The organism is Hymenobacter aquaticus, from assembly GCF_004765605.1.
GTDB lineage: Bacteria > Bacteroidota > Bacteroidia > Cytophagales > Hymenobacteraceae > Hymenobacter > Hymenobacter aquaticus.
This window is the reverse complement of the sequence record NZ_SRLC01000001.1, coordinates 1,777,667-1,791,429: the sequence shown is the minus strand read 5'-3', so window position 1 is coordinate 1,791,429 and position 13,763 is coordinate 1,777,667. Positions and strand designations below refer to the sequence as shown.

The following is a 13,763-nucleotide window of genomic DNA, read 5'->3' as shown; positions in this document are numbered from 1 at the left end:
GATACGCCACGGGCTGGCGTATCCTTTTTTAATGTGGTTAGTTTAGCGCCGCGGCCTGTTTCCACCCCGGGCCGCCCGCTGCCCGTGCCGTATTCCCTGCTTATCCGCAACTGTGGCCAACTCCTGACCCTCAGTGGCGGCCCCACCGACCGGCCCCTGGCTGGCCCGCACCTGTCCGACTGGCTGATTCTGGAAAATGCCTTTGTCGCCTGTGAAGGCCCGATAATCGTGGCCCTGGGGCCGATGGCCGAGCTGGATGAGGCGCAGGTGACGGCCGAAACCCAAGTGCTGGACGCCGGCGGGCAAGTGGTGCTGCCGGGCCTGGTGGAGTGCCACACCCACCTGGTGTTTGCCGGCAACCGGGCCCACGAGTTTCAGCGCAAGCTGCAAGGCGAATCTTACCTCGATATTCTGGCCTCGGGCGGCGGTATTCTGAGCACCGTGCGCGCCACGCGGGCTGCCCCGGAAGAGGAGCTGCTGGCCAACGCCCTGCGCCATCTGCGCGACTTCCGGCGCTACGGCATCACCACGCTGGAGGCCAAGAGCGGCTACGGCCTGGATAAGGAAACCGAGCTGCGCCTGGTGCGCGTGGCCCGGGAGGCCGGCCGCCGGCAGCCGGTGCGGGTGGTGCCCACGTTTCTGGGGGCCCACGTGGTGCCGCCCGAGTACAAGGGCCGCCCCGCCGACTACCTCGCTTTTCTGGCCGCCGAGGTGCTGCCCGCGCTGGCCGGGGCGGCGGAGTTCGTGGATATTTTCTGCGAGGAAGGCGCGTTCAGCGTGGCCGATTCGCGGCGCTACTTGCAGCAGGCCCGGGAGCTGGGCTTCAAGCTGAAAATCCACGCCGAGCAGCTCCACGACCTGGGCGGCTGCGCCATGGCCGCCGAGCTGGGGGCCGTCAGCGTAGACCACTGCGACTACCTCAGTGCCCCGGACGCGGCCCGGGTGGCGGCCTCGGGCCAGACGGTGGCCGTGCTGCTGCCGCTGGTGCCGCTGTTTTTGCGCCAGGATAAGTACGCGCCCGGCCGCCAGCTCATTGCCCAGGGCGTGCCCGTGGCCCTCAGCACCGACTTTAACCCCGGCTCCTGCCCGAGCAAAAACCTGTGGTTGGCCTTGTCGATGGCCTGCCTGAAAATGGGCTTCACCCCTAAGGAAGCCATTGCCGCCGTAACCCTCAACGCGGCCTGGGCCCTGCGGCTGGCCCCGGAAATCGGCAGCATTGAGGTAGGCAAGCGGGCCGATATGCTGGTGCTGAACGTGCCCGACTACCAGGAAATACCCTACTGGCTGGGCGAAAACCCGGTGCGCGAAGTCATCATCGGCGGGCAGGTGCACGCCTGATTCAGCAGCAGCGGAACGCAAAAACGGCAGCCACTGGCTGCCGTTTTTGCTTAGCGTCGTTAGAAATAGTCTGAAGATAAGCCGGATAAGGATGAGCAGGTAGTTAAGGCGTTACAGCTTGTTTAGCTCCGCAACCAGCCCGGCCGGCGTCGTTTGCTGTACCACGGGCGAGAAGGTCGTGCCGGGCTGCACCGTGCCATCCTGGCGGCCGTAATACAGCTTGCCGTTCAGCGTCCGGATAACGACTACGCTGATTGGAAGCTGATCCGGCACGTTGAGCAGGGTGAACGTGTCGGGAGCCTTGAAGTCGCAGACCCGCAACGAGCCGTTGAACGTCCGGAACACGGCAAACACCATCGTATTCTGCGTGGGGTCTACGTCGCCGCCCGGCACCTTTACCGTGAGGCTTGTGAGGGCGGTAGCCTTGTAAAATCGGTCACAGTTCAGCCAGCCCACGCCCTGGTTGTAGAGTACACTGCTGATGGTGATGAGGTTGCCGGTGCCGGTCTGGCTGAGGGAGGAACCCAGGTCCTTGTTCAGCATCCAGTCGAAGCAGCCGGGGCCGCTGCCGGGGTTGCCCACGAACAGCCGCATCGAGTCGGGCGAGGCCAGGTTGGCCGGGTTCTGGGTCAGGAGCCGGATAGTAGCGCCCGCCGCCAGCTGAAGCGAGGAATCCTGGTCGGCCCGCAGGTACACTTCCCCCGCCGATTCGAGCAGGCGGCCTACCGAAACGGTCGGCATGCTGCTGAGCACCATATCGGCCCGGCTGAAAATCTCGCGGAAAGACAATTGCACCGGCGCAGTTATTACCCGTCCGTTTTTGAGAAAGGCATTGGCCGGAATGGTAATGACGGTGCCTTTCGCGCCGGTAAACGTGTTGGTGCGGCTGGGGTCGTAGGTCAGCTTCTGCACGGGCGCGCCCAGTTGGGCGTGGAGCTGGCTCAGCGTAGCCGGCACGGTGTCGGAAGCACCCGTGCCGCTGCCATCTTCGCAGACGACGATGCCGGGGTCGAACTGGCAGGCGGGCAGCACACCGGCCAGCAATAGCAGGAGGGAAGCAAACAGGAGACGTTTCATTGGAATAGGTAAGGAGGTAGAGTGGATAAAGAGAATTAGTGCTTGTTGCGCGGGTCCAGGTCCCAGCTGTAGCCCGCCTGCAGGCCCAGGCTCCAGGGCCGGCGGGCGGTGCGGCCCGCCGCCGGGTCGGTCAGGGAGTTCAGGAAAATCTGCCCCTGGGGCCGAATCGTGAACCACTGGCCCACGGCAAACTGGTAGCTGGCAAAGGCCCCGCCGCTGAGTAGCAGGCTGGCGCGGGCAAAGGGCAGCTCCTGCGTCGAGCTGGTCCACTGGGTTTGCTGGCAGTTGCAGGCCGAGCCTTCCGTGGTCTTGGCCCCGGCCAGAATGCCCAGCGTGCCGCCGCCCAGCACGCCGTAGCGCCAGCGCGGGTTGCCGCCCAGGGTTAGCTGAGCCTGCACCGGCACGGTCAGGAAGCGGTACACGTCGCGGAAATCCTTTTTCGTCACCGTTTCCGCTCCGGCTTTCTGCAAATCATACCGCAGGGTGGTGGCGTACTCGGCGTAGCCCACGCCCGCGCTTACCGCCAGCTGCCGCGAAAAAGCGTAGCTGGCCGTGGCCTGCCCCGAGAAGCCCAGGCTGGGCCGCTCCAGCGTTTCCAGCTGCGTCGGCGTGCCGCCCAGCACCCGGTACGTCAGGCCCGAGCCCAGGAGCAACTGGGCGCTCCAGTTGCGCAGGCGCAGCTCCTGCCGGGTGGGCCGCTTAGGCGCATTGCGGTGGGCGCGCTCCACGTCGGGCTCTTCCACTTGCAGCGCCGCCGGCCGCAGCACCAGCAGGGCCAGCCGATCGTTGCTGATTTGTGGGGCCCGGCTCCGGCGGCGGCTGCCGGTACGGCGGCCGGCTTCCGTCGTGGTCAGCTCGGAGGAAAGGCCGGACTGCGAAGCGTCACTCAGGGCGCGGCTACGGCGGTTGTAGGCACGGCGGCCGGGGCTGGCGGCGGCCACCTGAGGGGCCGCGCCCAGCTGGTCGGTCGGCTGGCCGAAGCGCCGGGTGCGCCGCCGGGTCGAGTTGCCGGCCAGCAGGCCCGCCGCCCCGGCGCCGCTAGTCCGCGCCCGGCGGGCCCGGCTGCCGACTAGCGGCGCCGCTGTGGCCGACGGGCCCGCCATGTCAGCGGCCGGCCGTCCCGCTACCCGCCGCGTCGGGTGGGTAGCGTTCAGCGCCGCCAGCTGCGGGGGACGGGGGCGGCCAGTACGCGTAAGACCAAGACCAGGCGTTACCGATTGAGGCAAAGTAGCTCCGGCGGCGGCACCCGTAGTCGGCCGCGGGCTGCCGGCGTTGGGAGCTGGTGCGGCCGAGGCCGTGGGCGAAGTGCGGGATGGTAGAGCCGAAGCATCGGGCGAAGCCGAAGCCGCCGTCGAAGCTACGGCGCTGGCGCCAGTCGCTTCCGTCGGCGCCGCAGTTGCCGTCCGCATGGTTTTCGTTCGGGCGGCTGCCGCCCGGGCGGTGCCCCGCGCGTTGTCCGCCGCCGACCCCACGTCGGTTGGGAGCGTGAAGAAGGACTTCCACTGGTTAAGACCCACGGTAAGGCATACCAGCAGGGTGCAGGCCGCCAGGGCCAGCCAGATGGGCCGCCGCCGGCGCTGGCGGGCGGGCACCTGCTCCCGGATGCCGGCCCACACCGACTCGGGCGGCGCGCTGCCGTAGCCGTCGAGCTTCTGGCGTAAGTCGTGGTAGAATTTTTCCGATTCGAACTCAGTCATGGTAGTGAGGAATATGGGCCTGCCGGTGCAGGCGCTGCTCCAGCAAGTGGCGGGCCCGGGAAAGCTGCGACTTGCTGGTACCTTCCGAAATGCCCAGCAGCTCCCCGATTTCGGCGTGCGAGTAGCCTTCGATGGCGTAAAGGTTCAGCACGGTGCGGTAGCCGGGCGGCAAGGAGTTGATCTGCCGCACCACCTCGTCGGCCGAAAGCTGGTCGAAGGGCGTGCCGTCGGGGTGGTGCACGTCGTGGGCCTCTTCGGTGGCCAGCTGCGGGCCGCGCTGCTGGTGCTGCTTCCACAGGTTCAGCGAGGTCGTGACGGCGATGCGCCGGGCCCATGCTTCGAACGGTCCCTGGCCCTGGAACTGGTCGAGGCGGGTGAAGATCTTGACGAACGTGAGCTGCAACGCATCCTCGGCCTCGGCCCGCGACGGGCAGTAGCGCAGGCAGACGCCCATCAGCTGGTAGCCGAGCCGCTCGTAGAGGCCGCGCTGGGCCGCCGGCTTTCCCCGCCGGCAGCCTTCCACGAGTGCGTCAATAGATTCGGCCATAGGCAGCGGCGGGGAATAAGCAGGTAAGGATACGTTTCGCTAGCGTTCTGCCCCCATGACCGCCGGCCCCGACCCGGGGTTGCGTCGGCGGAAAAATAATTTCAATAAGCCGGGCGGGTCGTGAAAAAAGCCCGCCGGGCAAGCTACGCTGCTTTCGGTTCTTCTTTTACCTTTAGCGCCCACTCCATTTCCAGTTCCGCCCATGCTGCTCCCGCTCTACCAGATCGACGCCTTCACCGACCGGGTGTTTGCCGGCAACCCCGCCGCCGTGTGCCCGCTCACCGAGTGGCTGCCGGCCGCCACCATGCAGGCCATTGCCGCCGAAAACAACCTAGCCGAAACCGCCTTCTTCGTGCCGCAGGAGGGCGCCGACTACGCCATCCGCTGGTTTACGCCCACGGCCGAAATCGACCTGTGCGGACACGCCACGCTGGCCTCGGCCCACGTGCTGTTTCGCCACCTCAACTTTCAGGGTGAGGAAATAACCTTCCACTCCAAGAGCGGCCCCTTGCGGGTGCGCCACGCCGCCGACGGCCGCTTCACCCTCGACTTTCCCTCCCGGCCCCCGCAGCCCCTGGCCACGCACCCCACCGGCCTGCTCGACGCGCTGCGGGCCACCCCGCTGGAAGTGCTGGCCTCCCGCGACCTGGTCGTGCTGTTCAACTCGGAGGCCGAAGTGCTGGCCCTGCACCCGGATATGGCCAAAATAGCGGCCCTGGAGTACGTGGGCGTTATTGCTACCGCGCCCGGCCCCGAGGGCATCGACTTCGTGTCCCGCTTTTTCGCGCCCCGCGTGGGCGTGCCCGAAGACCCCGTTACCGGCTCGGCCCACGCCTCCCTGATTCCCTTCTGGGCCCAGCGCCTGGGCAAAACCGAGCTGCGCGCCCGCCAGGTATCGGCCCGGGGCGGCGAGCTGTGGTGCGAGCTGCGCCACGACCGGGCCCTGATGAGCGGCTACGCCGTGACCTACCTGAAGGGCGAAATCGAGCTGGGATAGGGGAATGTGCTCAGGTGCTAATGTGGTTGAATGTGCTGGGAATGTGCCATTGCGAGGACGAAGGGCATGCCGCGTAATAAGTGGCGTCAGCCGATGAAATGTGCTGCGCTTCCTAACCTGAAAAGCCCTTTCCCGCACGGGCAGGAAAGGGCTTTTCAGGTTGTAGAAGGTGCCGTGGGCAGACCCGGAATGACCGGTGAAGCAGCGCAAAAGCGGCCCAGCCAGTCACTTCACCTGCTCCCGGCCGTAGCCGCTGCGTTCCAGCACCTGCTCCACAAACTGGGCTTTGCCCGGCACGGTCAGCAGGCCCTGGTACACGGCTTCGCTCACGCCGGTGTAGCGCACCACGCGGCCGTTGCGGTACTCAATTTCCAGGGTCAGGGAAGCCGCTTCGTAGCCCACGGCTTTCAGCGAGGTAGAACGGATAGGGCGGCGGAGCATAGCGGTAGGAATAAATAAGAGTGCATTATACATAAGAATAAGAACGTCGTTCCTCGGCAAGCCCGGAATGACGTTCTGGTCACGTAAAGCGCATCAGCACATTCAACCACATTAGCACCTGAGCACCTTAACTCTTGGCTTTGGCCGGGGTTTTCTTGGTGCCCGAGGCGCTGGCCATCCGGTCGGGGTTGTCGGTCAGGAACTTGTCCCAGCTTTTGGTGCCGGCCTTCACGTTGTTGCCCTTCTGGTAGTGGTGGCACATGGCCACGGCCAGCGCGTCGGTGGCGTCCAGAAACTTGGGGGCCTCCTCGATGGGGGGCAGCTTCAGGGTCTGGCGCAGCATCTTGGCTACCTGCTCTTTGCTGGCCGAGCCCGAGCCCGTCACGGCCTGCTTTACCTTGGTGGGCGCGTACTCCACGTAGGGAATCTGGCGCGAGAGGCAGGCGGCAATAGCCACGCCCTGGGCCCGGCCCAGCTTGAGCATGCTCTGCACGTTCACGCCGAAAAACGGGGCTTCAATGGCCAGCTCATCGGGCAAAAACTCGTCGATGAGCTCCAGCATCCGCTCAAAAATCCTCTTGAGCTTGAGGGCGTGGTTGGTGCCCAGCTTTTTCATGTCGATAACGTCGTAGCGCAGCACGGCCACCCGGCTGCCCGTCACCTCAATGACGGCGTAGCCCATAATCTGGGTGCCGGGGTCGACGCCCATGATAATCTTGGGCAGCAGGTCGGCAGGGGAGGAAGCAGCGGAGGACAGAAGCATAGGCCAAACGAAACGCGGGGACGGGACGGGAAGGGTGGAGTTCCGTTGAATTTTCGTCGGTAACTTGCCGAAGCTAATCAATGCGCCGCCGTTTTGCCCCCGCCCAACTTACAAAACTACGTCCAAAAGCCGGAACAACCCGCGCCGCGCCGGCGCGCCCTGGTCATTGGCGGCAAGCTGCTCATCACGGGCCTCACGCTGGGGCTGCTCTACCACTCCGTTTTTGCCGACGCGGCCACGGCGGCGGCCTGGCGGCGGCTGCTCAGCTCCACGCTCAGCGGCTCGGGCCGGGGGCCGGTGCTGGCCGCCCTGGCCCTGGTGCCGCTCAACTGGGGCCTGGAAGCCTGGAAGTGGTGGCGCCTGGCCCGGCACCTGGAGCCCGTCTCGTTCCGGCGCTGCTTCCGGGCCGTGCTGGTGGGCCTCACCCTGGGCTTCGTAACGCCCAACCGGGTGGGCGACTACGCCGGCCGCATCATCGAGCTCAAGAGCCGCCGCCTCGATGCGCTGGGGGCCGTGTTTCTGGGCCGCTACTGTCAGCTGGTAGCCACGGTGGTGGCCGGTACGGTGGGCCTGCTCTACTTTCTGCTCACGTTTTACCTGCCGGGCTACCCGTCGGCCGGCCTGGGCCTGGTGGTGGCTACGGTGCTCCTCAACGCGGGCGTGATTCTGCCGCTCTACCGCTCGCGCCTGCTGCTCACGGCCCTCATGGTCATTCGGCCGCTGCGGCGGTTTCGGCGGTTTCTGGCCGTCATGCCCACGTACCCGGCCCGGGCGCTGCACGTGATTCTGGGGCTCTCGATGCTGCGCTACGCGGTGTTCTGCCTGCAATTTGGTCTGCTGCTCTGGGCCTACGGGGCCGCGCCGCCCATTGGGCCGGGGCTGGCCGCCATTGCGGGCACGTTTCTGCTGAAGTCGTTGGTGCCCTCGCTCAATGCCCTGGCCGACGTGGGCGTGCGGGAGCTGTCGGCCACGCACTTGTTTGGCCTGCTCCACGAGCCGGTGCTGCCCGTGCTCAGCGCCAGCCTGAGCTTGTGGGTCATCAATATTGCCCTGCCCAGCGCCGCCGGCCTGCTGTTCGTGCTGCGCCTGAAGGTGTTTCGCAAGAAGGCCGCCGAGGCTACACCCCCGGGCCGATGAGCAGCGCCTGGGTGGGAGTGGCGCTGCTGGCCTTGCCGCTGCTTTACGCGGCGCGGATGCTGGCCTTGCGCCGGGCCTGGGCCGCCCTGCCGACGGGGCCGGCTACCGTGCCGGAGCAATTCCTCGCCACCCGGCAGTTTTCGGTGCTGGTAGCGGCCCGCAACGAGGCGGCCCACCTGCCCGGCCTGCTGGCCGATCTGGCGCGGCAAAGCCTGCCGGCAGCCTGCTTCGAGGTTATCATCGTGGACGACCATTCCACCGACGCCACGGCGGAAATCGTGGCGGCGGCGGCGGCGGGTAGCCCGTTTTCGTTGCGGCTGATTCGCCTGGGGGACGAGCCCGGCGCGGGCACCGGTAAAAAAGCGGCTTTGCAGGCGGCCCTGCGCCGGGCCCGGGCCCCCTGGGTGGTGTGTACCGATGCCGACTGCCGCCTCGGGCCCGACTGGCTGCGCAGCTACGCCGCCCTGGTAGCTACCGACGACGCCGCGCGCTTCATCAGCGGCCCGGTGCTACTGACCGGTCCCGCCACGGCCCTGCACCACTTGATGGGGCTGGAATTCGCGGGCCTGATCGGGGTGGGCGCGGCCAGCATCGGGAGCCAGCACCCGACCATGTGCAACGGGGCCAACCTGGCCTACCGCCGCGCCGACTTCGTGGCCGTGCGGGGCTTCGCCGGCAACGAGCACCTGGCCAGCGGCGACGACGAATTCCTGCTGCACAAGCTGCACGCGGCCTTTCCCGGCAGCATCCGGTTTCTGAAAAGCCCGGCCGCCATTGTCAGCACGGCGGCCCCGGCCACGCTGGGGGGCCTGCTCCGGCAGCGGGTGCGCTGGGCCAGCAAGTGGCGGCACTATCAGCACGCGGCTTCCCAGCGGCTGGCTTTGCTGGTGCTGGGGGCCAACGTGGCCTTGTTTCTGGGGTTGTTGCTGGGGCTCATCCGGCCCGCACTCTGGCCCTGGGTGCTGGGGATCTGGGTGCTGAAGCTGGGCGCCGATGCCTGGTTTCTGGGCCCGGTGCTGCGGTTTCTGGGGCGGCCCCGGTGGCTGCGCTGGGTGCTGGTGCTGCAGGTGCTGTACGCGCCCTACGCGCTGGCCATCGGTCTGCTGGGCCTGCGCGGGAGCTACGAGTGGAAGGAGCGGGCCGTGACGACGAAGTGAGGGACCCCGCACTTCGCTCCGGTCGGTAACAAACGAGGGGAATAATAGAACGTTTGTTACCCTGGTGGTAACAAATGATTGTCGGTATCTTACGTTTGTTACCCCGGTGGTAACAAACAGTTCAGCGTTTTCCTTGATTGTTACCCCTCTGCCTATGCCGCGCCCTTCCCGCGCTTCCCATTCTTTATCTTACTCCGTACGGCGGTATTTTGCCCTTACCCAGGCCGAGCTGGCGGGTTTTCTGGGCGTGAGCCGCTCGATGCTGGCGGCCGTGGAAGCGGGCCGCAAGCAGCTGGGAGAGGCTGCCGTCTACCGCCTGCTGCGGCTGAGCCACCACCTGCCGCCCGCGCCGGGGCCCGGGGCCGCGCCCCCGCCCGCCCCCGCCCGTAGCGCCGAGGAGAACCCGCCCCGGCTGGCCGCCGACGAAAAAGCCGCTCTCCGGCTCCATCTCAAGGGGGTACGCGTCGGTATTCTCAGGGCCCAGCTGGAGCTGGAGCAGCGCGGGCAGCTGGCACAGGCGGCCGCGCACCGGCGCTGGGCGCTGGCCGAGCTGCGCACCGTGCTGCTGGCCCCCGTGCCGCCGTTCTGGGCCGGCCCACTCCCCGACGCGGCCCAGGACCTGCGCTGGCTCGACCGGCTGGTGGAGGATATGGCCTACGCGCCGGTGCCCCTGAGTGCCACCGAGCATACCCTGCGCCTGGCCCGCCTGCGCGGGCTGGAAGCCGAGCTGGCCGTGTTGGAAGCCGCCTGGGGCCCGGAGTAAGCGGGGCCGCCACCCGGCGCGCGGACCAACAGCGGGCCGCTGGGTAGGCCCGGCCAAAACCGGCCAAGCTACGACAGAAACCGTTGGTAAAATAGGGTGTAAGCGGTTGTTTCGGCAGTATTCCGGAGCGTACTTAGGTAGCGAATCAACGGGCGGTAAAATGCCTTGAATGCCATGCGCAAGTACGATTTTGCCTGGATGCTGCCGCTTACGATGGCCGCAATAGTGGTAGCCATAGGCTTTTTGTTGCTGGGCGCAGCCGGCCTGGTTTCCATTGTTCCGGCCGATGTGTCGCCGCTGGCTCATTCAGATGCTGCGGAAGCGGGTGGATGCGGTGTAACAGACTTCGCAGTTACTGATTCGGCGGCTTTGCAGCAAGCCTTACGAGTGCCGACTGGTGGTGACTCGTCTCAGGTGGCCATAATTTGGGCTGGACAGACTTTATTCAATAATAACTGCGCCCAATGCCACGCCCTCGCCGATGTGGTGGTCGGGCCCGCGCTGCTGGGTATTACGGAGCGCCGGCCGGTTTCCTGGATAATCCCGTGGGTGAAAAATTCCAGCAAAATGGTGGCCGCTGGCGACGAGTACGCGGTGAAAATTTTCAACCAGTACCAAAAGCAGCAGATGCCCAGCTTCCAGTTATCGGATCGGGAAATCGAAAGCATCGTGGCGTATATCGAAGCCACAACCGATAGAGCCTCGGCGGTAGCCTACGCCCCGGCGGCCCGTTAAACCGGTGGGGTAGTGGGGGTAGCCCGCCGGCCGGGCCCGGCAGTTGTCGCCCGCATTTCCCTTTCCCGTCTCGCGGAGCTACATTTGCTTGCTTCACCTGCCCCGCCTCCCGTGACTGACACCGAATACGATATTATCGACGAGCTGTATTTCGTCACCGCCTTCCGCACCCTGAGCGAAAAAACCCAGCTGCCGGCCGCCGAGCTGGAGCGCCACTTGCGTGGCCTGCTCGAGCAGGACTACGTGAAGTGCTTCTACCCCGACCCCGATACCGAGCTGGCCTACGAAACCACGTCGTTCGGGGCCTTGGCCCGCGACTGTTACTTCCTGGCCACCAAGCCCGGCCTGCTGGCCCACAACAGCCGCTAAGGTGGCCGCTGCTCCCGCCTCTTTCGCGCCCCCGGCGGCCCGGCCGCCGGGCTACTACGTGCGCCGGCGCCTGCTCCAGAACAAGCCCGCCATGCTGGGTTTGGGCTTTATCGTGCTCTGCACCCTGGTGGCCGTGCTCGGCTACTGGGTGCTGCCCGACAACTCGCCCGACGCCAACAACAGCCTGGTGCAGCTGCAAAAGGAGCCGCCGGGCTTCTCGGCCACCATTCTGCGCCGCCCGGCGCCGCAGGAGGCTACCGCGCCCGATAACATCTGGCGTACGTGGTGGCAGGGCCGCGAGTCGCGGTTTTCGGAGTCGCCCATCGGGGGCTACCAGCTGGCCGGCGACTCGGTGCTGATCCGGCCCTACCGCAACCACAGCGCCCTGGCCGACGCGCCCCAGCGCTACTCCCTGGCCCAGGTGGCCGGCCACGCCGGGCCGGTGGCGGCGCTGCGGCAGGAAGTGGAGCAGGACCGAATCATCCGGCGCACCTACTGGCTGGGCACCGACAAGGCCGGGCGCGACACGCTGAGCCGCCTGCTGCTGGGCACGCGCATTTCGCTGGGCATTGGCTTCGTGGCCGTGCTCATTTCCCTGGCCCTGGGCATGCTCATCGGGGCCGTGGCCGGCTACGTGGGCGGCTGGGTCGACTCGCTGCTGATGGGCCTAATGACCGTGGTGTGGAGCATTCCGGGCATTATGCTGGTCATTGCCATTTCCCTGGCCCTCGACAGCAAGGGCGTCTGGACCTCGTTCGTGGCCGTGGGCCTGACCATGTGGGTCGACGTGGCCCGGGTGGTGCGGGGCCAGATGCTGAGCTTGCGCGAAAAAACCTTCGTGGAGGCCGGCCGGGTGCTGGGCCTGCCCCAAAGCCGCCTGATTGCCCGTCACCTGCTGCCCAACATGACCGGCCCGCTCATAGTCATTGCAACCAGTAACTTTGCGGCGGCCATTCTGCTGGAAGCTGGCCTGAGCTTTCTGGGCCTGGGCGTGCAGCCGCCGGCCCCCTCGTGGGGCCTGATGGTGAACGAAGGCTTCCAGCTGCTGGGCACCGAGGCCGGCCTGTGGCTCACGCTGCTGCCGGGTCTGGCCATCAGCCTGCTGGTACTGAGCTTCAACCTGCTGGGCAACGGCCTGCGCGACGCCTACGACCCCAAAACCCCGCTGGGGGCTTAGTTTTTAGTTGTTAGTTGCTGATTGTTGGTTGTTAGGTCGTTTTTAAGAACAACCAACAACTAGCAACTAACGACCTAACAACTAACAACCAACAACTAACAACTATAGAAAGATGCCTGATTCGAACCCGCTGAACCTCGAGATTCAGAGCCTCCGGAAGCAGCTGCTACGCAAGCAGCAGGAGCTGTCCGCTTTGTTGGAAATCACGCAGTCCATCAACCTGGACATGACGGAGGAGGCGCTCTACAAGATCTTCCAGTTTACCGTTACGGGGCAGCTCCAGATCCGGCGCATCGTGCTTTACATGCGCGAGGAGCGCACCTGGCGCTGCGTCATCTCCTCGTTTGGCCACCAGCTGGCCGATTTCCGCAAGCTGGCGCTGCCCGACGAAATCATCGACTCCTGCGAGGAAGGGCCGTGCCCCATGCGCGGGCTGCCGCTGGGCGCGGAGTGGCAGAAGCTGGAAACCATTATTCCGGTTAAGAACAAGGACGAAGTCGTGGGCTACCTGCTCATCGGCAGCGTGCAGGAAGACTATGCCAACGAGGAAGCCAGCAAGTTCCTGGAAACGCTGAGCAACATCCTGGTGGGCGCCATTGAAAACCGCCGCCTGAACCGGCAGCGGATTTCGGCCGCCGCCATGCGCAAGGAAATCGAAATTGCCCAGGAAGTGCAGAACCTGCTGTTTCCCAGCAAGCTGCCCAACGACGCGCAGGTGGCCGTGCACGCCAGCTACGTGCCCCACACCGCCATCGGCGGCGACTACTACGACGTGGTCAGCATCGACAAGGACCGGTTCCTGTTCTGCGTGGCCGACGTCAGCGGCAAGGGCGTGCCGGCTTCGCTGCTGATGTCGAACTTCCAGGCCGGCCTGCGCACCCTGCTGCGCCAGAACGTAGACCTGGCCACCATCGTGCACGAGCTGAACCACTTGCTGTTCCGCAACTCGGGCGGGGAGAAATTCATTACCGTGTTCTTCGGCATCTACAACCGCGCCACCCGCCACCTGCAATACGTGAATGCCGGGCACAACGACCCGATTCTGGTGCCCGATTCCGGCCCGATTCAGTACCTGAAGGAAGGCACCGTGATGCTGGGCATCATGGAAAAGCTGCCCATGCTCACGGTGGGCGAAACCCAGATGCCCCCGCACTCCTTGCTGCTCAGCTACACCGACGGCCTGACGGAAGTATTCGACGAAGCCGGAGCCGAGTACGGCGAGGAAGGCCTGATTCGGCTGATGACCCGCAACCGCTACCTGCCGCTATCCGCTCTGCACAAAGAAATGCTGCGCGAAATCGAAGACTTCAGCGCCACCAAAAACCAGTTCGCCGACGACATCACCATCCTCAGCTGCCGGTTTAAGTAGTGAATGAGTGAATGAGTGAGTTTTGGTTCTGGCGGCGCGAACGGCGAGCTTGCGCGGCAATCCGTCCGCTGCAATGTGCTGAGCCTCCTACACTGAAAAGCTCTAAATCCTGACCCATGTAACGCGAAGTTCCACTTCGCGAGTCGTTGGAGCCGACTGAACGACCGTCGTGCAACGCCTCGCGAAGTGGAACTTC

Annotated in this window: 14 protein-coding genes; 9 read left to right on the top strand and 5 right to left on the bottom strand. The window is 65.7% G+C overall.

Annotated elements, in window-relative coordinates; all coding sequences use genetic code 11:
* Nucleotides 1–84 precede the first annotated feature (84 nt).
* Nucleotides 85–1,338, top strand: a complete 1,254-nt coding sequence (gene hutI, locus E5K00_RS07390) for an imidazolonepropionase (RefSeq protein ID WP_167856789.1) — start codon at nt 85–87, stop codon at nt 1,336–1,338.
* Between the two features lie 111 nt (nt 1,339–1,449).
* Here the strand turns inward: hutI and E5K00_RS07385 are convergent, their stop codons facing one another.
* From E5K00_RS07385 to E5K00_RS07375, 3 genes are read right to left on the bottom strand one after another with little or no spacing between them, the layout of a single operon-like run.
* The gene (locus E5K00_RS07385) at nt 1,450–2,415 is read right to left on the bottom strand and encodes a hypothetical protein (RefSeq protein WP_135462594.1); all 966 of its coding nucleotides are present in this window, start codon (nt 2,413–2,415) and stop codon (nt 1,450–1,452) included.
* A gap of 35 nt (nt 2,416–2,450) precedes the next feature.
* Nucleotides 2,451–4,112: an outer membrane beta-barrel protein gene (locus tag E5K00_RS07380; RefSeq protein WP_135462593.1), complete on the bottom strand. Its 1,662-nt coding sequence runs from the start codon at nt 4,110–4,112 to the stop codon at nt 2,451–2,453.
* The gene (locus E5K00_RS07375) at nt 4,105–4,659 is read right to left on the bottom strand and encodes an RNA polymerase sigma factor (protein WP_135462592.1); all 555 of its coding nucleotides are present in this window, start codon (nt 4,657–4,659) and stop codon (nt 4,105–4,107) included. Before E5K00_RS07375 ends, E5K00_RS07380 begins: the two co-directional genes overlap by 8 nt.
* A gap of 202 nt (nt 4,660–4,861) precedes the next feature.
* Here E5K00_RS07375 and E5K00_RS07370 point away from each other — a divergent pair, with 202 nt between their 5' ends.
* The gene (locus E5K00_RS07370) at nt 4,862–5,656 is read left to right on the top strand and encodes a PhzF family phenazine biosynthesis protein (protein WP_135462591.1); all 795 of its coding nucleotides are present in this window, start codon (nt 4,862–4,864) and stop codon (nt 5,654–5,656) included.
* 225 nt (nt 5,657–5,881) lie between these two features.
* Here the strand turns inward: E5K00_RS07370 and E5K00_RS07365 are convergent, their stop codons facing one another.
* Both E5K00_RS07365 and ruvC read right to left on the bottom strand, forming a co-directional pair.
* Nucleotides 5,882–6,097 carry a KTSC domain-containing protein gene (locus tag E5K00_RS07365; protein ID WP_167856788.1) on the bottom strand — a complete coding sequence of 72 codons (216 nt, stop codon included), beginning with the start codon at nt 6,095–6,097 and terminating at the stop codon, nt 5,882–5,884.
* Between the two features lie 127 nt (nt 6,098–6,224).
* Nucleotides 6,225–6,860, bottom strand: a complete 636-nt coding sequence (ruvC, locus tag E5K00_RS07360; protein ID WP_135462589.1) for a crossover junction endodeoxyribonuclease RuvC — start codon at nt 6,858–6,860, stop codon at nt 6,225–6,227.
* Between the two features lie 93 nt (nt 6,861–6,953).
* Here ruvC and E5K00_RS07355 point away from each other — a divergent pair, with 93 nt between their 5' ends.
* From E5K00_RS07355 to E5K00_RS07325, 7 genes are all read left to right on the top strand, one after another.
* The gene (locus tag E5K00_RS07355; protein ID WP_135462588.1) at nt 6,954–7,997 is read left to right on the top strand and encodes a lysylphosphatidylglycerol synthase transmembrane domain-containing protein; all 1,044 of its coding nucleotides are present in this window, start codon (nt 6,954–6,956) and stop codon (nt 7,995–7,997) included.
* Nucleotides 7,994–9,154 (top strand): glycosyltransferase, encoded by a 1,161-nt coding sequence (locus E5K00_RS07350; RefSeq protein ID WP_135462587.1) that lies wholly within the window; start codon nt 7,994–7,996, stop codon nt 9,152–9,154. The genes E5K00_RS07355 and E5K00_RS07350 overlap by 4 nt, the downstream gene beginning before the upstream one ends.
* A gap of 154 nt (nt 9,155–9,308) precedes the next feature.
* Nucleotides 9,309–9,917 (top strand): helix-turn-helix domain-containing protein, encoded by a 609-nt coding sequence (locus E5K00_RS07345; protein ID WP_135462586.1) that lies wholly within the window; start codon nt 9,309–9,311, stop codon nt 9,915–9,917.
* A gap of 174 nt (nt 9,918–10,091) precedes the next feature.
* Nucleotides 10,092–10,652, top strand: a complete 561-nt coding sequence (locus tag E5K00_RS07340; protein WP_245328231.1) for a c-type cytochrome — start codon at nt 10,092–10,094, stop codon at nt 10,650–10,652.
* 111 nt (nt 10,653–10,763) lie between these two features.
* On the top strand, nt 10,764–11,021 hold the full coding sequence (locus E5K00_RS07335) for a hypothetical protein (RefSeq protein WP_135462585.1): 258 nt from the start codon (nt 10,764–10,766) through the stop codon (nt 11,019–11,021).
* A gap of 1 nt (nt 11,022) precedes the next feature.
* Nucleotides 11,023–12,198 carry an ABC transporter permease gene (locus E5K00_RS07330; protein ID WP_135462584.1) on the top strand — a complete coding sequence of 392 codons (1,176 nt, stop codon included), beginning with the start codon at nt 11,023–11,025 and terminating at the stop codon, nt 12,196–12,198.
* A 112-nt stretch (nt 12,199–12,310) separates the two neighbouring features.
* Nucleotides 12,311–13,567: a PP2C family protein-serine/threonine phosphatase gene (locus tag E5K00_RS07325; protein WP_135462583.1), complete on the top strand. Its 1,257-nt coding sequence runs from the start codon at nt 12,311–12,313 to the stop codon at nt 13,565–13,567.
* The last annotated feature ends 196 nt before the right edge of the window (nt 13,568–13,763 follow it).